This window comes from Pseudomonas sp. BAV 4579, assembly GCF_009765395.1.
GTDB classification, from domain to species: Bacteria; Pseudomonadota; Gammaproteobacteria; order Pseudomonadales; family Pseudomonadaceae; genus Chryseomonas; species Chryseomonas aestiva.
This window is the reverse complement of sequence record NZ_WHOV01000143.1, coordinates 23,791-41,283: the sequence shown is the minus strand read 5'-3', so window position 1 is coordinate 41,283 and position 17,493 is coordinate 23,791. Positions and strand designations below refer to the sequence as shown.

18 protein-coding genes are annotated in these 17,493 nt (G+C 68.6%); 14 read left to right on the top strand and 4 right to left on the bottom strand.

Features of this window, described 5'->3' with window-relative positions:
• Window positions 1-3 precede the first annotated feature (3 nt).
• The 11 genes from gudD to madM all read left to right on the top strand — a co-directional run bounded on the left by gudD (window position 4) and on the right by madM (window position 9,769).
• On the top strand, window positions 4-1,362 hold the full coding sequence (gene gudD, locus GSQ95_RS22435) for a glucarate dehydratase (RefSeq protein WP_158896444.1): 1,359 nt from the start codon (window positions 4-6) through the stop codon (window positions 1,360-1,362).
• Window positions 1,363-1,567: 205 nt separating this feature from the next.
• The gene (locus GSQ95_RS22430; RefSeq protein WP_158896445.1) at window positions 1,568-2,278 is read left to right on the top strand and encodes a YfdX family protein; all 711 of its coding nucleotides are present in this window, start codon (window positions 1,568-1,570) and stop codon (window positions 2,276-2,278) included.
• A 129-nt stretch (window positions 2,279-2,407) separates the two neighbouring features.
• A complete protein-coding gene (mdcA, locus tag GSQ95_RS22425; protein ID WP_158896446.1) occupies window positions 2,408-4,084 on the top strand; it encodes a malonate decarboxylase subunit alpha in 1,677 nt (558 codons plus the stop codon).
• Complete coding sequence (locus tag GSQ95_RS22420) at window positions 4,084-4,941, top strand: triphosphoribosyl-dephospho-CoA synthase (RefSeq protein ID WP_158973912.1); 858 nt, start codon at window positions 4,084-4,086, stop codon at window positions 4,939-4,941. Before mdcA ends, GSQ95_RS22420 begins: the two co-directional genes overlap by 1 nt.
• A complete protein-coding gene (locus tag GSQ95_RS22415; RefSeq protein WP_133860715.1) occupies window positions 4,941-5,255 on the top strand; it encodes a malonate decarboxylase subunit delta in 315 nt (104 codons plus the stop codon). Before GSQ95_RS22420 ends, GSQ95_RS22415 begins: the two co-directional genes overlap by 1 nt.
• Window positions 5,248-6,114: a biotin-independent malonate decarboxylase subunit beta gene (locus GSQ95_RS22410; protein ID WP_158891034.1), complete on the top strand. Its 867-nt coding sequence runs from the start codon at window positions 5,248-5,250 to the stop codon at window positions 6,112-6,114. Before GSQ95_RS22415 ends, GSQ95_RS22410 begins: the two co-directional genes overlap by 8 nt.
• On the top strand, window positions 6,111-6,926 hold the full coding sequence (mdcE, locus tag GSQ95_RS22405) for a biotin-independent malonate decarboxylase subunit gamma (RefSeq protein WP_158891032.1): 816 nt from the start codon (window positions 6,111-6,113) through the stop codon (window positions 6,924-6,926). The genes GSQ95_RS22410 and mdcE overlap by 4 nt, the downstream gene beginning before the upstream one ends.
• The gene (locus GSQ95_RS22400; RefSeq protein ID WP_256664688.1) at window positions 6,926-7,540 is read left to right on the top strand and encodes a malonate decarboxylase holo-ACP synthase; all 615 of its coding nucleotides are present in this window, start codon (window positions 6,926-6,928) and stop codon (window positions 7,538-7,540) included. Before mdcE ends, GSQ95_RS22400 begins: the two co-directional genes overlap by 1 nt.
• Complete coding sequence (gene mdcH, locus GSQ95_RS22395) at window positions 7,537-8,472, top strand: malonate decarboxylase subunit epsilon (protein ID WP_158891028.1); 936 nt, start codon at window positions 7,537-7,539, stop codon at window positions 8,470-8,472. The genes GSQ95_RS22400 and mdcH overlap by 4 nt, the downstream gene beginning before the upstream one ends.
• 116 nt (window positions 8,473-8,588) lie before the next feature.
• The gene (madL, locus tag GSQ95_RS22390; protein WP_158891026.1) at window positions 8,589-8,993 is read left to right on the top strand and encodes a malonate transporter subunit MadL; all 405 of its coding nucleotides are present in this window, start codon (window positions 8,589-8,591) and stop codon (window positions 8,991-8,993) included.
• 8 nt (window positions 8,994-9,001) lie between these two features.
• Window positions 9,002-9,769, top strand: a complete 768-nt coding sequence (gene madM, locus GSQ95_RS22385; RefSeq protein WP_158891037.1) for a malonate transporter subunit MadM — start codon at window positions 9,002-9,004, stop codon at window positions 9,767-9,769.
• Between the two features lie 9 nt (window positions 9,770-9,778).
• On the opposite strand, the gene GSQ95_RS22380 is transcribed toward madM, so the two are convergent.
• On the bottom strand, window positions 9,779-10,687 hold the full coding sequence (locus GSQ95_RS22380) for a LysR family transcriptional regulator (RefSeq protein WP_158891024.1): 909 nt from the start codon (window positions 10,685-10,687) through the stop codon (window positions 9,779-9,781).
• A 133-nt stretch (window positions 10,688-10,820) separates the two neighbouring features.
• Here GSQ95_RS22380 and GSQ95_RS22375 point away from each other — a divergent pair, with 133 nt between their 5' ends.
• The 3 genes from GSQ95_RS22375 (at window position 10,821) to GSQ95_RS22365 (ending at window position 14,271) form a co-directional block, all read left to right on the top strand.
• Window positions 10,821-11,720, top strand: a complete 900-nt coding sequence (locus GSQ95_RS22375; RefSeq protein ID WP_158891022.1) for a LysR family transcriptional regulator — start codon at window positions 10,821-10,823, stop codon at window positions 11,718-11,720.
• Between the two features lie 188 nt (window positions 11,721-11,908).
• Window positions 11,909-13,225 (top strand): MFS transporter, encoded by a 1,317-nt coding sequence (locus GSQ95_RS22370; protein WP_158891020.1) that lies wholly within the window; start codon window positions 11,909-11,911, stop codon window positions 13,223-13,225.
• Between the two features lie 47 nt (window positions 13,226-13,272).
• Window positions 13,273-14,271, top strand: coding sequence for a succinylglutamate desuccinylase/aspartoacylase family protein (locus GSQ95_RS22365; protein WP_158891018.1), 999 nt, complete (start codon window positions 13,273-13,275; stop codon window positions 14,269-14,271).
• A gap of 54 nt (window positions 14,272-14,325) precedes the next feature.
• On the opposite strand, the gene GSQ95_RS22360 is transcribed toward GSQ95_RS22365, so the two are convergent.
• Genes GSQ95_RS22360 through GSQ95_RS22350 form a run of 3 tightly spaced genes read right to left on the bottom strand, consistent with a single transcriptional unit; the run spans window position 14,326 to window position 17,485 of the window.
• Window positions 14,326-15,324, bottom strand: coding sequence for a transketolase family protein (locus GSQ95_RS22360; RefSeq protein ID WP_158891016.1), 999 nt, complete (start codon window positions 15,322-15,324; stop codon window positions 14,326-14,328).
• Window positions 15,324-16,172 carry a transketolase gene (locus GSQ95_RS22355; protein ID WP_158891014.1) on the bottom strand — a complete coding sequence of 283 codons (849 nt, stop codon included), beginning with the start codon at window positions 16,170-16,172 and terminating at the stop codon, window positions 15,324-15,326. The genes GSQ95_RS22360 and GSQ95_RS22355 overlap by 1 nt, the downstream gene beginning before the upstream one ends.
• Window positions 16,173-16,186: 14 nt before the next feature.
• On the bottom strand, window positions 16,187-17,485 hold the full coding sequence (locus GSQ95_RS22350; RefSeq protein ID WP_158891012.1) for an MFS transporter: 1,299 nt from the start codon (window positions 17,483-17,485) through the stop codon (window positions 16,187-16,189).
• Window positions 17,486-17,493: the final 8 nt, after the last annotated feature.

The window sequence follows — 17,493 nt, the reverse complement described above, 5'->3', positions numbered from 1 at the left end:
ACCATGACGCAATTCAACGCCACGCCTGCCCTGCACACCGGCACCCCGGTGGTCACCTCGCTGGAAGTCGTACCCGTCGCCGGCCAGGACAGCATGCTGCTCAACCTCAGCGGCGCACACGGCCCCTACTTCACCCGCAACGTGCTGATCCTCAAGGACAACGCCGGTCGCACCGGCGTCGGCGAGGTGCCCGGCGGCGAGACCATCCGCCAGACGCTGGAAGACGCCCGCCAGTTCCTCATCGGCCAGCCGCTGGGCCAGTACCAGCGCATCCTCGGCCAGGTCCGCCAGGCCTTCGCCGGGCGTGATGCCAGTGGCCGCGGCCTGCAGACCTTCGACCTGCGCGTCACCATCCACGCGGTGACCGCCATCGAAGCCGCCCTGCTCGACCTGCTCGGTCAGCACCTGGAGGTGCCGGTCGCCGCCCTGCTCGGCGAAGGCCAGCAACGCGATGCCGTGGAGATGCTCGGCTACCTGTTCTATGTCGGCGACCGCAACAAGACCACGCTGGACTACCGCAGCGAAGCCGAGAGCGACGACGCCTGGTTCCGCGTGCGCAACGAAGAGGCCCTGAGCCCCGAGACCGTGGTGCGCCTGGCCGAGGCCGCCTATGACCGCTACGGTTTCAAGGACTTCAAGCTCAAGGGAGGCGTGCTCAGCGGCGATGCCGAGATCGAGGCGGTCACCGCCCTGGCCGAGCGCTTCCCCGAGGCGCGCGTGACCCTGGACCCCAATGGCGCCTGGTCGCTCAAGGAAGCCATCCGCCTGTGCCGCGACCAGCACCAGGTGCTGGCCTATGCCGAGGACCCCTGTGGCGCCGAAAACGGCTATTCCGGACGCGAGGTGATGGCTGAATTCCGCCGCGCCACCGGCCTGCCCACCGCCACCAACATGATCGCCACCGACTGGCGCCAGATGGGTCACGCCATCCAGCTGCAATCGGTGGACATCCCCCTGGCCGATCCGCACTTCTGGACCATGCAGGGCTCGGTGCGGGTGGCGCAGATGTGCAACGACTGGGGCCTGACCTGGGGTTCGCACTCCAACAACCACTTCGACATCTCCCTGGCCATGTTCACCCACGTCGCCTCCGCGGCGCCGGGCAAGATCACCGCCATCGATACCCACTGGATCTGGCAGGATGGTCAACGCCTCACCCGCCAGCCGCTGGAGATCAAGGGCGGCCTGGTCGCGGTGCCGCAGCAGGGTGGCCTGGGCGTGGAGCTGGATCTGGACGCCCTCGCCCGCGCCCACGAGCTGTACAAGACCAAGGGCCTGGGCGCGCGGGACGACGCCATGGCCATGCAATTCCTCTCGCCTAACTGGACCTTCGATAACAAGAAGCCCTGCCTGGTGCGCTGAGGCGCCCCAGCCCGCCAGCAGCGCCCGCTCCGGAATCTCCGGGGCGGGCGCTGTTTCCGTTTCAGCGTCCGACACATCGGATTACACCTACCGATAGTCTGCTAAGCGATCGTTAAGCTCACCGGATCGACACTAACCCCAAGGTATCCCGCAGCCCTGCCCGATACCCCGCGGTTCCAGTCACTTTCGTCTCCGGGAGAAGCACATGAACCTCAATCGTCGTATCGCCAAGAGCCTCCTCGTCCTGAGCATCGCCTCGGTGTTTTCCACCGCCGCCCTGGCCGACACCCGGCCCGATGTCGCCACCCAGCAGGTCGCCACCCTGCCGGCGATTTCCCAGCAGGGCCAATCGGTTTTCAGGGACGTGATCGCCGCGCGTCAGGATCTCTTCGAAGGTCACGTCGATCAGGCCAGGCAGCAGCTGGGCGCCGCCGAGAGCGCCCTGCAAACGGCCCAGACCGACAAGACCGCCTATCTCAAGTCGGCCAGGGACCTGCGGGGCCAGGACGGCAAACTCATGCAGGTCTCCGCGCAGGACGCCAAGGCCACGTCCTGGCTGCCGATCTGGAGCGGTATGGCGCTGCGTGACGACTATGTCGCCACCCCGGCCAAGAATCAGGCCGTGGCCCAGGCCAACGCCAAGATCCAGCAGGGCGACACCCAGGGCGCCGGCGCGATCCTCAAGGTGGCCGGGGTCGAAGTGGACTACTCGACCGCGGTACTGCCGGCCCAGGAAACCCTGGACCTGGTGCACAGGGCCAACCAGGAGCTGGGCCACGAGCAATACTGGCAGGCCAACCTGACGCTCAAGCAGGTGCAGAACAGCCTGAGATTCGACAACGCCAATGTCGACGTGACCCCCACCAGCTGGTTCTCCAAGACCACCACGGTCTTCACCCCGGTCGACAAGACCTGAGCCGGTCGCAGGCACCTGAGATCAACGGAATCGTTAACTTCAGCGTAACGATTCCGTCCTCAGGTTGATTGAACGCCCGGCAGTCGAGGTCTAGGGTGACTCCACGACAGGTGATTCGTGGAGACCCCAATGACAACGACATCCTCCCCACCGGCTCGGATCGCCAGGCGCCGCAGCGACAAGCAGCAGCGCCTGGACCGGGTGGCCACGCTGGCCGATGGCAAGGTGCTGCCCACCGCCTCCATCGTCGCGGCCCTGGAACAGCTGCTGGCCCCCGGCGACCGGGTGGTGCTGGAAGGCAACAACCAGAAGCAGGCCGACTTCCTCTCCCGCAGCCTCGCCCAGGTCGATCCGGCCCGGCTGCACGACCTGCACATGATCATGCCCAGCGTCGGTCGCGCCGAGCACCTGGACCTGTTCGAGCGCGGCATCGCCCGCAAGCTGGACTTCTCCTTTGCCGGCACCCAGAGCCTGAGGATCAGCCAGCTGCTGGAGGACGGCCTGCTGGAAGTCGGCGCCATCCACACCTACATCGAACTCTATGCCCGCCTGCTGGTGGACCTGATCCCCAAGGTGGTGCTCAGCGCCGGCTTCATGGCCGATCGCGCCGGCAACATCTACACCGGCCCCAGCACCGAGGACAGCCCGGCGCTGATCGAGCCGGCGGCCTTCAGCGACGGCATCGTCATCGTCCAGGTCAACCAGCTGGTGGACGACGTGTCCGAATTGCCGCGAGTCGACATCCCGGCGGACTGGGTGGATTTCGTGGTGGTGGCCGATCGGCCCTTCTATATCGAGCCGCTGTTCACCCGCGATCCGCGCCACATCAAGCCGGTGCACGTGCTGATGGCGATGATGGCGATCCGCGGCATCTACGAACGCCACCAGGTGCAGTCGCTCAACCATGGCATCGGCTTCAACACCGCGGCCATCGAGCTGATCCTGCCCACCTACGGCGAGCGCCTGGGCCTCAAGGGCAAGATCTGCCGGCACTGGACGCTCAATCCCCACCCCACGCTGATCCCGGCCATCGAGAGCGGCTGGGTGGAAAGCGTGCACTGCTTTGGCACCGAGCTGGGCATGGAGGGCTATATCGCCCAGCGCCCGGACGTCTTCTTCACCGGTCGCGATGGCTCGCTCCGCTCCAACCGGCTGCTCTGCCAGCTGGCCGGTCAGTACGCCGTGGACCTCTTCATCGGTGCCACCCTGCAGGTGGATGGCGACGGCCATTCCTCCACCGTGACCCGGGGGCGCCTGGCCGGCTTTGGTGGCGCGCCCAACATGGGCCATGATCCGCACGGTCGGCGTCACCCCACCCCGGCCTGGCTGGACATGCGGCAGCAGACCGGCGACGGCGCACCGGCCCTGCTCGAACGCGGCAGGAAGCTGGTGGTGCAGATGGTCGAAACCTTCCAGGAAGGCGGCAAACCCACCTTCGTCGACACCCTGGATGCGGTGGAGGTGGCGCGCAAGAGCGGCATGCCGCTGGCGCCCATCATGGTCTATGGCGACGACGTCACCCACCTGCTCACCGAGGAAGGCATCGCCTATCTCTACCGTGCCCGCTCCCTGGAAGAACGCCGGGCGATGATCGCCGCCGTGGCCGGGGTCACCGCCATCGGCCTGCGCAGCGATCCCGCCGAGGCCCGCCGCCTGCGCCAGGAAGGCCTGGTGGCCCTGCCCGAGGACCTCGGCATCCGCCGCACCGATGCCAGTCGCGAGCTGCTCGCCGCCAAGAGCATCGGCGAGCTGGTGGAATGGTCCGGCGGCCTCTATCAACCCCCGGCCAAGTTCAGGAGCTGGTGATGCGCGCCCTCGCCCGCCGTACCTCATCGCTCGCCGAGCGTCTGGCCGACCTGGCCGTGACGGCCCTGGTGGACGAAGCCGAACTCTCGCCCAAGCCGGCCCTGGTGGATCGCCGCGGCCAGGGCGCCCACAGTGACCTCAGCCTTGGCCTGATGCTGACCTCGGCCCAGGCGCTGCAGCCCTGTTTCCAGGCCATGGCCGAAGCCGCCGAGCGAGGACTGCCCGCCGCCGACCTGCGCCGCCTGATCGGCCAACTGGGGCGTGACGGCGAAGCCGCCATGCTGCAGGTCACCCACGGGGTCAACACTCACCGTGGCGCCATCTGGGCGCTGGGGCTGCTGGTGACGGCGACCGTGCATGGACGTCCGGCTTCCGCCCAGGCGCTGTGCCTGGCGGCCGGGCGCCTGGCCAGCCTGCCCGATCCGGACGCGCCCCAGGCGGCGCCCAGCCATGGCCAGCGCGTCGCCCAGCGCTATGGCTTCGGCGGTGCCCGGGCCGAGGCCACCGCGGGCTTTCCCGCCATCCACCAGCGCGGTCTGCCGCAGTTGCGCGCCAGCCGCCTGGCCGGTGCGGGCGAACAGAACGCGCGCCTGGATGCGCTGCTGGCCATCATGACCGCGCTGGACGATACCTGCGTGCTGCACCGGGGCGGCCCGGCGGCCCTCTCCACCATGCAGCAGGGCGCCCGCGCCGTGCTGCAGGCCGGGGGCAGCGCCAGCCTAGCCGGGCGGCGCCAGCTGCTGACCCTGGATCGCCAGTTGCTGGCCGCCAATGCCTCTCCCGGCGGCGCCGCCGATCTCTTGGCCGCCACCCTTCTGGTCGATCGCCTGGAGCCATGGCTCCCTGGAGACCTCTGATGGAACACTTCACCTGCCGCTATCCGGCCAGCCAGCGCCGCCAGGGTCGCGCCCTGGTCGGCTGTGTCGGTTCGGGGGACCTGGAGGTCCTGCTCGAACCCGCCAACGCCGACTTCACCCTCAAGGTGACCACCTCGGTCAACGGCAGCGAACCGCGCTGGCGCGCCCTCTTCGACCGGCTGTTCGCCACCCGCGAGGACCTGCCGGCCCTGACCCTGGACATCCACGACTTCGGCGCCACCCCGGGCGTGGTGCGCCTGCGCCTGGAGCAGGGTCTGGAAACCCTCGACCTGGAGGACAGCACCCATGGCTGAAGCCCCTCTTCCCGATGTCCAGGAGCTGCTGCACAGCCGCAGCTTCGTCGAACTCGGCGCCCGCGAGCGGGCCCGTGTGGTGCTCGATGCCGGCAGCTTTCGCGAGCTGGTCGGCCCCTTCGAACGGCTGATGTCGCCGTGGCTGCCCAAGCAGGGCATCGTCTGCCAGGCCGATGACGGCGTGGTGGTGGCCAAGGGGCTGATCGACGGCCAGCCCGCGGTGGTCTGCGCCATCGAGGGCGCCTTCCAGGGTGGCAGCATGGGCGAAGTGGGCGGCGCCAAGATCGCCGGTGCCCTGGAGCTGGCGCTGGAGGACAACCTCGCCGGCACCCCGACCCGCGCCGTGCTGCTGCTGGAAACCGGCGGCGTGCGCCTGCAGGAGGCCAATCTGGGGCTGGCCGCCATCGCCGAGATCCAGGCGGGCATCGTCGCCCTGCGCGCGCACCAGCCGGTCATCGGCGTCATCGCCGGCAGCGTCGGCTGCTTTGGTGGCATGTCCATCGCCGCGGGCCTGTGCAGCCAGCTGATCGTCACCCGCGAGGCCCGCCTGGGACTCAACGGGCCCCAGGTGATCGAGCAGGAAGCCGGCATCGAGGAATACGATTCCCGCGACCGTCCGTTCATCTGGAGCCTGACCGGCGGCGAGCAGCGGGTCGCCACGGGTCTGGCCGACGTCTTCGTCGCCGACGACAGCGCCGCCGTGACCGCCGCCATCCGCCAGGCCTTCACCCAGGGCGCTGCCGGCGCCTTGCGCAGCCAGCAGATCGACCACTACCTAACGCGCCTCGCCGATCTCGACATCCGTCCCCAGGCGGACGCCGCCGCGGTCCGCCACCTCTATGCCGGAGACCAGCCATGAGCACCCAGCCTTCGCAACGCGGCCTGACCTGGTTCCAGGCGCTGGCCGGCCAGGGCGAGGCCGTCACCGGCCTGCCCGCCTCCCTGCGCGTCGCCGACCTCGAACTGGCCGGACGCCCCGCGCGCTGGCTGGCGGTGGTAGTGGACGGCGAGAATCCCTTTCCCCGCGCCCGCCAGGGCGAGGTGGGTCTGCTGGAGGGTTGGGGCCTGGCCCGGGCCATTCAGCAGGCCATCGCCGAGGATGCTGGCACCCAGGTGAAACGCACCCTGATCGCCCTGGTGGACGTGCCCAGCCAGGCCTATGGTCGCCGCGAGGAGGCCTACGGCATCCACCAGGCCCTGGCCGGGGCCGCCGGGGCCTACGCCGAGGCGCGCCTGGCCGGGCATCCGGTACTGGGCCTGCTGGTGGGCAAGGCCATGTCCGGCGGCTTTCTCGCCCATGGCTACCAGGCCAATCGCCTGCTGGCCCTGCGCGATCCCCAGGTGCAGGTGCATGCCATGGGCAAGGCCTCGGCCGCGCGGGTCACCCTGCGCAGCGTCGAAGACCTGGAGCGCCTGGCCGCCGATATTCCGCCCATGGCCTACGACCTGGACAGCTATGCCTCCCTGGGCCTGCTCTGGCGCCAGCTGGAAGTGGCCCAGCCCGACCAGCCCTCGACCGCAGATCTGCAGCAGGTACGCCAGGCCCTGGCCGAGGCCCAGGCCGATGTGCTCGCCAGCGGTACCACCGATCTCAAACTACGGTTGGACGGCGCCAATCGCGCGGCCTCTCGCGCAGTACGCGATCGCCTGCGGGCGGGATGGAACGCGTGATGAGCGGGTGCCCCCACGACCTCCTCTGGGGCTTCACCCCGGACGCCCTGCCCGCGCAAGCCCCCGGTTGGGCCCGCCAGGTCGCCCAAGCCGGCCTGCCCGTCGTCGTCCGCCGCGCGACACCTGAGCCCGGCCGCATCCCGGTCGGCCTGCGCGGCACCACCCGCGCCGAGCGGCTGGCGGCCTGGCTGGAGCCTGCAGTCGTGCTGCAGCGGCGGTCTCCCGAGGCGCTGCGGATCACGAACGGCTGCCGCGATCTGCCCGTCTTCGAAACCCTGGCCCGCCTGCACACCCGGTTGGATGACCTGGGCCTGCCCTGGGGCCCCACCGGCGCCGCGGGTTACGAACTGGCCTCCGGCTGGCCGGCTCTGCATGCGGGGAGCGATCTGGATCTGCTGATCCGCTGTGCAGCCCCGCTGTCACGCGAGCGGGCGCGGGCCCTGCTGGCGTCCCTGCACGGGCAGGCGCGATGCCGCCTGGACATCCTGCTGGAGACCCCACTCGGCGGCGTGGCCCTGGCCGATTGGGCCGGAGACGCCCCACGCGTGCTGCTCAAGACCGCAGCCGGTCCCCAGCTGGTAGGCGATCCCTGGCCGGAGGCGCGCGCCGCATGAGTACCCTCTTCCAGTTTCCCGGCCAGGGCGCCCAGCGTCCCGGCCTGCTGCATGCCCTGCCCGACGACGCCGAGGTCCGGCGTACCCTGGCGGAAGCCGCCGCGGTGCTGGACCTCGATCCCTTGAGCCTGGACTCTGCTCAGGCCCTGGAACACACCCGCGCCGTGCAGCTCTGCCTGCTGATCGCCGGCGTCGCCACGGCGCGCCTGCTGCTGAGCCGCGGACCGGCGCCACAGCTGGTGGCTGGGCTGTCCATCGGTGCCTATGCCGCGGCGGTGGTGGCCGAGACCCTGGACTTCGCCGACGCCCTGCGCCTGGTGGCCCTTCGTGGCGAGTTGATGCAGACGGCCTACCCGTCCGGCTACGGCATGCTGGCGATCCTGGGCCTGGGGCGTGGCGCGGTGGAGAGCCTGGTCGCTGACCACCATCGCCCTGCCCCGCCGCTGTACCTGGCCAATGCCAATGCCGAGCAGCAATACGTGGTCGCGGGCAGCGATGCCGGCCTGGCCGCGCTGGCCGAAGCCGCGCGCGCCCAGGGTGCCGCGGCGGCCAAGCGCCTGGCCATGAGCGTGCCGTCCCACTGCCCGCTGCTCGCCGAAGCGGCCCAGACTCTGAATCAGGCCTTTGCCGAGGTCGAGCTACGCGCGCCCCGGCTGGCCTATCTAAGCGGTACCTCGGCACGACGGCTGGTGCGTGCCGAGCAGTTGCGCGACGACCTGGCCTTCAACATGGCGCGGCCCATCGAATGGCACGCCACCCTGGAAGCCGCCCGCGAGCGCGGCGTGCGTCTGGCCATCGAACTGGCGCCGGGCAGCGTGCTCAGCCAACTGGCCAGGCGCGTGCTGCCCGCCAGCGGCGCACTGGCCTGGCAGGATACCCACCCCGAGACCCTGGACGCGCTGCGGCGCGAGGAGGCGGCGCGACCGGACTGAACATTCCCCATACGGCGGCTGCCCTCACCCCGGCCCTCTTCCCAAGCGAGAGCGGACAAAAGCGAGAGCGGTGCCAGGCTTCACCCCACCCCCAAGCACAACCGAGGACAACAACAATGATCATCTACGGTGTCGCTTTACTTTCCCTCTGCACCCTGGCCGGCATCTTCGCCGGCGAAGTTTTGGGCCGGCTCATCGGCGTGCCCGCCAACGTCGGCGGGGTCGGTATCGCCATGTTGCTGCTGATCTTCTTCAGCAGCTGGATCAGCAATCGCGGCACCGGCCTCAAGCCTAAGACCGAACAGGGCGTGGAATTCTGGAGTGCCATCTACATTCCCATCGTGGTCGCCATGGCGGCGCAGCAGAACGTGGTGGGGGCCCTGCACAGCGGCCCCATGGCCATCCTCGCCGGCCTGACGGCCGTGGGTATCGCCTTCGCCCTGGTGCCGGTGCTCGATCGCCTGGGCCGCAAGAAGCCGGCCACTGCCACCCCTGCTCCCCTTAGCCAGACCGCCCGGTGACCGCCATGCTGATCGAAGCCCTGAGCAAGACCACCCAGTCCTACGGTTTGATCGCCTCCTTCGCCGTCATCGGCGTCATCATGTGGGTGTCCTACTGGCTCTCCGACAAACTCACCCGCGGTCGCCTGCACGGCTCGGCCATCGCCATCTTTCTCGGCCTGCTGCTCGCCTATGTCGGCGGGGTCATCAGTGGTGGCCAGAAGGGTCTGGTCGACCTGCCATTGCTGGGCGGCCTGGGCCTGCTCGGCGGCGCCATGCTGCGTGACTTCGCCATCGCCGCCACGGCCTTTGGCGTCAACATGCGCGAACTGCGCGAAGCGGGCATCGCCGGGGTCATCGCCCTGCTGATGGGGGTGTTCTCTTCCTTCATCGCTGGCGTCGCCATCGCCCTGGCCTTTGGCTACACCGACGCCGTGAGCCTCACCACCATCGGTGCGGGTGCCGTGACCTACATCGTCGGTCCGGTGACCGGCGCGGCCATCGGCGCCAGCTCCGACGTCATGGCGCTGTCCATCGCCGCCGGCCTGGTGAAGTCCATCGTGGTGATGATCGCCACGCCCTTCCTGGCGCCCTACATCGGCCTGAACAATCCGCGCACGGCGGTGATCTTCGGCGGCCTGATGGGCACCTCCAGCGGCGTGGCCGGAGGCCTCGCGGCCACCGATCCGCGCCTGGTGCCCTATGGTTGCCTGACGGCGGCCTTCTACACGGCCCTGGGGTGCCTGCTCGGCCCTTCGCTGCTGTTCCTGGCCACCCGCGCCGTCGTCGGCGGTTGAGACGCGGCGTCAGCCGCGCGCGTACATCCGGCATTCGGCGACGAAGGCCAGCAGATTGGGATCGCGCTCGCGGCTGCGCAGGAACACCGCGCCGATGCGCTGCTGCAGCCGGTAGCGCGGTGCCAGGGGCAGCAGCTTGAGGCGACTCTGGTAGACCGCCTCGACCCGCCCGGGCAACAGCGCGTAACCCACCCCAGAGCTGACCATGCTCATCAGCGAGAAGATGTCGTTGACCTGCATGATCACCTCCGGCTCGAAGCCGGCCTGGGCGAACACCTGGCGGCCGTCGCGAAAGGTGGCGAAGCCCTGGGTCAGGGTCACGAAGGGCACCCCCGCGAGGTCGCGCAGGTCCACCTCGGCCTGGTCGGCGAAGGGCGAGTCGCTGGGCGCGGCGAGAAAGATGTCGTCACTGAACAGCTCGACGCTCTCGCAGTCGGCATCCACCACGGCGTCGTCCAGCGCCACCAGCATGGCATCCAGCTTGAAGTCGTGCAGTTGCACGGCGAGGTCGGCGTTGGAACCCAGCACCAGGTCGATGTTGAGTTCGCTGCGCCTGAGCTTGAGGCCCATGATCAGCTGGGGCACGGTCTTGACCGTCAGCGAATAAAGCGCGCCCAGGCGGAAGCGATCGGCCGAAAAGCCCGCCGCCTGCCGCGTGAGGCGCACCGTCTCCGCCAGGTCCTGCATCAGCCGTTCGGCCCGGGCCTCCAGCACGAAGGCGCCGTCCAGCGGCGTCAGGGTACGCCCCTCGTGCTTGAACAGCGGACAGCGCAGGGCGTTCTCCAGCGAATGGATGGCGCGGTGCACGCTGACATGGCTGGTGCCCAGCTCGGCGGCGGCCCGCGCCAGGTTGCGGCTGCGCATGAAGGCCAGAAAGATCTCCAGCTTGCGCAGGGTGAGTTCATCGGTATCGGACATGGCGGCCAGCAGGCGATGGAAGACAGCTGCCCACCTTGCCCGGATGGGTGGGCGGCGTCGAGCCCCGGCCCGGACTGGTCGTGAACGCTGGCACGCCGTACCCTGCCCTGGCCCCGAAACAGGTCTGGGATCTATGCAACTGGAATGGCTGGAAGACTTCATCGAATTGGCACGCACCCGCAGTTTCTCACGGGCGGCGGAAAACCGCTTCGTCACCCACCCTGCGTTCGGCAGACGTATCAGAGCCCTGGAAGACTGGTGCGGAGCTCCGCTGATCCGTCGTCAGCAGCCCATCAGCCTGACGCCCGAGGGCCTGCTGCTGCTGGAAACGGCGCGCGAGGTGGTCGACCGGCTGAGCGAGTGCCGCTCGCTGTTCCAGGGCACCGCCCTGCAGCGCGAACAGCCGATCCGCATCGCCACCGGCCGTACGCTGGCCAGCGATTTCTTTCCAGAGTGGTACGACAGCCTCAGGGCGCGCTTCGGAGAGTTTCCCGTCTCGCTCATTACCAGCGGCGCCCAGGAAGCCATCAGCCGACTGGCCGCGGGCGATGCCGATCTGATGCTGATCTTCAGCAGTCCGCTAACCGAGCGACTGCTCGATCCGGTACGCTTCGACACCCTGGTCATCAGCCAGGACGAGTTGCTGCCGGTCAGTGCGCCGGATGCCAGCGGGCAACCCCGCCACCGTCTGGACGATGGCGCTCCCGTCGTACCCTGGGTGGCCTTCGCACCGTCGCTGGCGCTGAGTGGCGTCCTGGCCCGGCATCTCGCCCGCCTGCCGGGCAAGCTGGCCATGCGCATGATCTACCAGGCCGACTCCTACCCTGCCATCCACCAGATGGCGCGGCGGGGCCACGGCCTGGCCTGGCTGCCCCGCATGGTGGTACGCGAGTCCCTGGCCCAGGGCAGTCTGGTGCTAGCGGGATCGACCAGTCTGGTCGCCACCTTCGACATCTGCCTGCACCGGCTGCGCGGTCGCCACGATGAACGCCTCGAACGCATCTGGCAGACCCTGGCGGAAACTGCCTCATAACGGTGCACGGCGAAATAATCGGCTCCAGGCACTCCGCCAGCACGCAGGCTCTTGAGCCCCTGTGCCCACTTGGCCCTCAGTTGTGCCGAAACGGCAATTGAGCCACTGCCCAACCATGACCCAAGGTTGAACCTCACTCGTGAAGGCGCCGCCACCCTCGGCCGCGCTCCGCCAAGGGGAACCAGGCCATGTCGCACTCCATATCGACCCTTGCCAGCGCCGAGGCTGGCGCACCCGTCCGGCGCGGCTCCTGGAAGGAAATCTGCGCGGCCGGCATCGGCAACGCCCTGGAATTCTACGACCTGCTGATCTACGGCTACTTCGCCGTCATCATCAGCCGGCAGTTCTTTCCAGCGGAAAATGAAACCACCTCCCTGCTGCTGAGCGTGGCCACCTTCGCCATCTCCTTCATCATTCGACCGCTGGGCGCCGTAGTGCTCGGATCCTACACCGATCGCCGCGGTCGCAAGGCCTCGCTGACGCTGTCCATCGCCCTGATGATGATCGGCACCCTGCTGATGACCTGCGTGCCCACCTACGGCCAGATTGGCGTGCTGGCCCCGCTGATCGTGATCGTCGCGCGGATGCTGCAGGGCTTTTCCAGCGGCGGCGAGTTCGGCGCCTGCACCGCCTTCATGGCCGAGAACGCCACCGAAGGCCGGCGCGGCTTCTTCGCCAGCTGGCAGCTGTCCACCCAGGGGCTGGCCACGGTCTTCGCCGCTGGCGTAGCGGCGGTCCTGAGCTATGTGCTAAGCCCGGCGCAGCTGGACGACTGGGGCTGGCGCCTGGCCTTCGGCATCGGTCTGCTGATCGGTCCGATCGGCCTCTATATCCGCCGGCAGATGGATGAAACGCCTGAATTCAAGGCGCTGGCCCGCCGCGAAGGCCCGGAGCCGACCCCGGTGCGGGATCTGCTGCAGGCCGACTGGCGCGTGCTGCTGCTGTGCATCGGCGTGGTGTCCGGCGCCACCGCCTTCAACTACGTGCACAAGCTGTACATGCCCACCTACGCCATGAAGCAGCTGCACATCGCCGCTACCTCCTCCTTTCTGGGCGCCTTCATCACTGGCCTTGCCATCATGCTGATGTCCCCGGTGTTCGGCATCCTGTCGGACCGCTTCGGCCGCCTGCGGGTGCTGGGCATCGCCATGACCCTGGTCGGCCTGTCGTCCTACCCGCTGTTCCTGCTGCTCAACGCCCTGCCCTCCATCACCACCCTGCTGCTGGTGCAGGCGCTGGTGGGCGTCTTGATCGCCGCATCCCTCGGGCCGATCCCGGCCATGCTGGCCGATGCCTTTCCCACCCGTACCCGCGGCTCGGGCCTGTCGCTGAGCTACAACTTCTCGGTCACGGCCTTTGGCGGCTTCGCCCCGTTGGTGGTGACCTGGATGATCAACAGCAGTGGCGACAACCTGGCCCCCAGCTATTACGTGATGGCCACCGCCGCCCTGAGCCTGGTATCGATCCTGGCGCTGACCCGCGCCCGGCGCCTCGTCCCGTCCTGATCCATCGCCGGGGCCCGGCCCCGGCCTGCCCACCCTAGGAGCCTGCCATGACCACTCTCGCCCAGATCCGTGCCGGTCTGCCCCGCTACCCCATCGAAGTCGCGTTTCCGGACGTCGACCGCTGGAAGACCGGCAACACCGGTATCGACTACGTCCACACCTTCGACAGCGGCGTCGAAGGTCCTCACGTGGCCATCATGGCCCTGACCCACGGCAACGAGGTCAGCGGCGCCATCGCCGTCGACGAATTGCTGCGCCGGGGTATCCGTCCGCGCCGTGGCAAGCTGACCCTGGCCTTTGGCAACGTGGCCGCCTATCACGCCTTTGACCCGGACGACATCGACGCCACCCGCTACCTGGAGGAGGACATGAATCGCGTCTGGCTGCCACAGCGCCTCCAGGGTCCGGCCACCACGACCGACCTGGCGCGCGCCCAGCAACTGCGCCCGCTTATCGATGAGGTCGACTGGCTGCTGGATATTCATTCCATGCACGAGCATTCCGCACCCCTGATGATGACCGGTCCGCTGGCAAAAGGGCTGCGTCTGGCCGCCCAGCTGGGTACACCGGAATTCGTCATCGCCGACGCCGGGCATCAGAACGGTCGGCGCCTGCGTGACTTCGGCGGCTTCGGCGAAGGCGATAGTCCCAAGAACGCCCTGCTGATCGAAACCGGCCAGCACGTGCTGGCCGTGAGCCGCCAGATCGCCCTCGATTGCGTCGCGCGCTTCCTGCTATTGGCCGAGGTGGTGGATGAGGCTGCGGTGGCCGACCTGCTGCAGGTAGCCAAGCCAACGCGCCAGCGCTTCCTGCGAGTGACCGATGCCATCGTCGCCGACACCCTGGACTTCCGTTTTACCCAGGACTTCAAGGGTCTGGAAACCATCCCCGAGGCAGGTACCCTGATCGCCACCGACGGCGAGCGCGAGATCCGCACTCCCTACCCTAATTGCGTGCTGATCCAGCCCTCGATCCGCCACCTGGGTAGCGGTGTCACTGTCGTGCGCCTGGCGCGGGAGCTGGGTGAAGACGAAGTGCCCCACTGAGTTAGTGGGGCACTAGGCTGCGGCGCCACCGAGCGCGATCCGCAGCCCTATTCCCTACAACCAACCCTTGATCTGCTGGCAGACCGCCGTGGTGGAGATGCCGTAGCGGTCGTGCAGGGTCGGCAGCGCCCCGGCGTCGAGGAAGGCGTCGGGCAGCGCGATCTGGCGGAAGGTGGGCGTCACGCCGTTGCGCAGCAGGGTGGTCGCGACGGCCTCCCCCAGGCCACCGATCAGCGAATGGTTCTCCGCCGCCACCACCAGCCGTCCCGGCTTGCGGGCTTCCGCCAGAAGGGTCGCTTCGTCCAGCGGCTTGATGGTCGGCACATGCAGCACCGAGACGTCCACGCCATCCGCGGCCAGGGCCTCGGCGGCCTCCAGGGCGCGCATGGTCATCAGGCCGGTGGACACCACCAGCACGTCGCGACCGGGGCGCACCACCTGGGCCTTGCCGAGCTGGAAGCGGTAGTCGTAGCGGTCCAGCACCAGGGGCACGTTGCCGCGCAGGAGGCGCATGTAGACGGGCCCCTGGTGGGCGGCGATGGCCGGCACCGCCTGCTCGATCTCCAGGGCGTCGCAGGGATCGATGACCATGAGGTTGGGCATGGCGCGAAAGATCGCCAGGTCGTCGGTGGCCTGGTGGCTGGGCCCATAGCCGGTGGTCAGCCCCGGCAGGCCGCAGACGATCTTGACGTTGAGATTCTCTTCGGCGATGGCCATGCAGATGAAGTCGTAGGCGCGCCGCGAGGCGAACACCGCATAGGTGGTGGCGAAGGGCACGCAGCCTTCGCGCGCCAGGCCGGCGGCGGCGCTCATCAGCAGCTGCTCGGCCATGCCCATCTGGTAGAAGCGCTCGGGATGGGCCTTGGCGAAGACGTGCAGGTCGGTGTACTTGGCGAGGTCAGCGGTGAGGCCGACGATGTCCTGGCGCTGTTCGGCCAGGGCCGCCAGGGCGTGACCGAACGGAGCCGGCCGCGTCGGCTGGCCCTCGGCGGCGATGCTGGCGATCATCGCCGAGGTGGTCAGGCGTGCCTTGGTCGCGGTGCTGGTAGTCATCAGAAGTCCCTCCCGGCATCCAGGGCATCGAGGGCCAGGGCCCATTCGTGCGCCTCGACGCGGATGAAGTGAGTCTTGTCGCGGGTTTCCAGGAAGGGCACGCCCTTGCCCATGCGGGTATCGCAGAGAATGATCCGGGGCTGCCGGCCGGGGTGCTGGCGGGCGCGGTCGAAGGCCGCGACCAGGGCCGCGCGGTCGTTGCCGTCGACGCGCTGGACGAACCAGCCGAAGGCCTGCCAGCGTTCGGCCAGGGGTTCGAAGGCCAGGATCTCGCGACAATGGCCGTCGGCCTGCTGGTTGTTCACGTCCACCAGGGCGATGAGATTGTCCAGTTGCCAGTGGGAAGCCGACATGGCCGCTTCCCAGGTGGCGCCCTCGTTGAGTTCGCCATCGGACAGCAGGTTGTAGACGAAGGCGCCGGAGTTCTTGCGCTTGAGCCCGAGGCAGGCGCCCACGGCGATGCCCAGGCCCTGGCCGAGGGAACCGCCGGTGATCTCCATGCCCGGGGTGTAGGCGGACATGCCCGACATGGGCAGGCGGCTGTCGTCGCAGCCATAGGTCTCCAGTTCTTCCTGCGGCACGATGCCGGCCTCGATCAGCGCAGCGTAGAGGGCGATGGCGTAATGGCCGATGGACAGGTAGAAGCGGTCGCGCCCTTCCCAGTCGGGGTCCTGCGGCTGGTAGCTCAGGGCATGGAAGTAGGCGACGGCCAGGACGTCGGCGACGCCCAGGGCCTGGCCGACATAACCCTGGCCCTGGATCTGACCCATGCGCAGGGCATGGCGGCGGATGTTGTGGGCGCGCTCGGCCAGCGAGAGCGTTGCGAGCTGTGGCGAAGAAGCGGTCATGATCTGTACCTCGATTAGCGATTGACCAGGGCGGCGGGAATGCGCAGGACCAGCGTGGCGCCGATCACCAGCACCCCGGTGATGAGGAACATGCCGATGGCGCTGGAGCCGGTGCTGGTGGTGATCCAGCCGATCAGGTAGGGCGAGCAGAAGCCGGCCAGGTTGGCGAAGCTGTTCACCGCGGCGATGCCGGCGGCGGCGGTGACCCCGCCCAGCAGCGTGGTGGGCAGCATCCAGAACAGCGAGGACGCGGAGAGGATGCCGGCCGCGGCCAGGCACAGGCTGAGGATCGACAGGGTGACGTTGTGGCCGAAGACCGCGGCGAGGCTGAGGCCGCAGGCGCCCAGCAGCATGGGAATCACCAGGTGCCAGCGACGCTCGCGGTGCCGGTCGCCGCTGCGCCCGGCCAGCAGCATGGCGACGATGGCGCACATATAGGGCAGGCTGGTGAGCAGGCCGATGTGCAGCGGATCGGCGACCCCCGAATTGCGCACCAGGGTCGGCAGCCAGAAGGTGATGGCGTACTGGCCCATGACCACGCAGAAGTAGATGGCGGCCAGCAGCCACAGCCGGCGATCACGGATGAAGTCGCGCACGCTGGCGTGCTCGGTCTTGTGCTGGTTGTCCTCGGCCAGTTCCTTCTGGATCAGCGCCTTTTCCTCGTCGTCCAGCCAGGTCGCCTGCTGCACGCCGTCCTTGAGATAGCCGAGCACCATCAGCCCCACCACTGCCGTGGGGATGGCTTCGATGACGAACATCCACTGCCAGCCGGCCCAGCCGTGGACGCCGGCGAACTGATTCATGATCCAGCCCGACAGCGGGCCGCCGATCATGCCCGACAGGGGAATGGCGACGAACCAGAGCACCGTCATGCGGGCGCGGCGGTAGGTGGGAAACCAGTAGGTGAGATAGAGCAGCAGACCGGGCGCCAGGCCTGCCTCGGCCACGCCGAGCAGGAAGCGCAGCAGGTAGAACTGCCAGGCCGTCTCGACGAAGGCGAACAGCCCCGAAAGGATGCCCCAGGTGATCATGATGCGGGCGATCCAGCGTCGCGCGCCGACCTTGTGCAGGATGATGTTGCTGGGCACCTCGCAGAGGAAATAGCCGATGAAGAACATGCCGGCGCCGAGGCCGTAGACGGCTTCGCTCAGCGCCAGGTCGTTCATCATCTGCAGTTTGGCAAAGCCGACGTTGACCCGGTCCAGATAGGCGCAGAAGTAGCACAGCATCAGGAAGGGCATCAGCCGCCAGGCGGTCTTGCGATAGGCATTGGCGCGCGCCGAGGTGGCCGCTGCCAGGGTGAGCGTAGTCATGGTCTGAT

What these genes read in the sequence shown, in the direction of transcription:
- gudD (WP_158896444.1), top strand. Translation starts at nt 4, where the DNA reads ATGACGCAATTCAACGCCACGCCTGCCCTGCACACCGGCACCCCGGTG.
- GSQ95_RS22420 (WP_158973912.1), top strand. Translation starts at nt 4,084, where the DNA reads ATGCGCGCCCTCGCCCGCCGTACCTCATCGCTCGCCGAGCGTCTGGCC.
- GSQ95_RS22430 (WP_158896445.1), top strand. Translation starts at nt 1,568, where the DNA reads ATGAACCTCAATCGTCGTATCGCCAAGAGCCTCCTCGTCCTGAGCATC.
- GSQ95_RS22380 (WP_158891024.1), bottom strand. Translation starts at nt 10,687, where the DNA reads ATGTCCGATACCGATGAACTCACCCTGCGCAAGCTGGAGATCTTTCTG.
- mdcA (WP_158896446.1), top strand. Translation starts at nt 2,408, where the DNA reads ATGACAACGACATCCTCCCCACCGGCTCGGATCGCCAGGCGCCGCAGC.
- GSQ95_RS22415 (WP_133860715.1), top strand. Translation starts at nt 4,941, where the DNA reads ATGGAACACTTCACCTGCCGCTATCCGGCCAGCCAGCGCCGCCAGGGT.
- GSQ95_RS22375 (WP_158891022.1), top strand. Translation starts at nt 10,821, where the DNA reads ATGCAACTGGAATGGCTGGAAGACTTCATCGAATTGGCACGCACCCGC.
- GSQ95_RS22410 (WP_158891034.1), top strand. Translation starts at nt 5,248, where the DNA reads ATGGCTGAAGCCCCTCTTCCCGATGTCCAGGAGCTGCTGCACAGCCGC.
- mdcH (WP_158891028.1), top strand. Translation starts at nt 7,537, where the DNA reads ATGAGTACCCTCTTCCAGTTTCCCGGCCAGGGCGCCCAGCGTCCCGGC.
- GSQ95_RS22365 (WP_158891018.1), top strand. Translation starts at nt 13,273, where the DNA reads ATGACCACTCTCGCCCAGATCCGTGCCGGTCTGCCCCGCTACCCCATC.
- madL (WP_158891026.1), top strand. Translation starts at nt 8,589, where the DNA reads ATGATCATCTACGGTGTCGCTTTACTTTCCCTCTGCACCCTGGCCGGC.
- GSQ95_RS22350 (WP_158891012.1), bottom strand. Translation starts at nt 17,485, where the DNA reads ATGACTACGCTCACCCTGGCAGCGGCCACCTCGGCGCGCGCCAATGCC.
- GSQ95_RS22360 (WP_158891016.1), bottom strand. Translation starts at nt 15,324, where the DNA reads ATGACTACCAGCACCGCGACCAAGGCACGCCTGACCACCTCGGCGATG.
- GSQ95_RS22355 (WP_158891014.1), bottom strand. Translation starts at nt 16,172, where the DNA reads ATGACCGCTTCTTCGCCACAGCTCGCAACGCTCTCGCTGGCCGAGCGC.
- GSQ95_RS22370 (WP_158891020.1), top strand. Translation starts at nt 11,909, where the DNA reads ATGTCGCACTCCATATCGACCCTTGCCAGCGCCGAGGCTGGCGCACCC.
- GSQ95_RS22400 (WP_256664688.1), top strand. Translation starts at nt 6,926, where the DNA reads ATGAGCGGGTGCCCCCACGACCTCCTCTGGGGCTTCACCCCGGACGCC.
- mdcE (WP_158891032.1), top strand. Translation starts at nt 6,111, where the DNA reads ATGAGCACCCAGCCTTCGCAACGCGGCCTGACCTGGTTCCAGGCGCTG.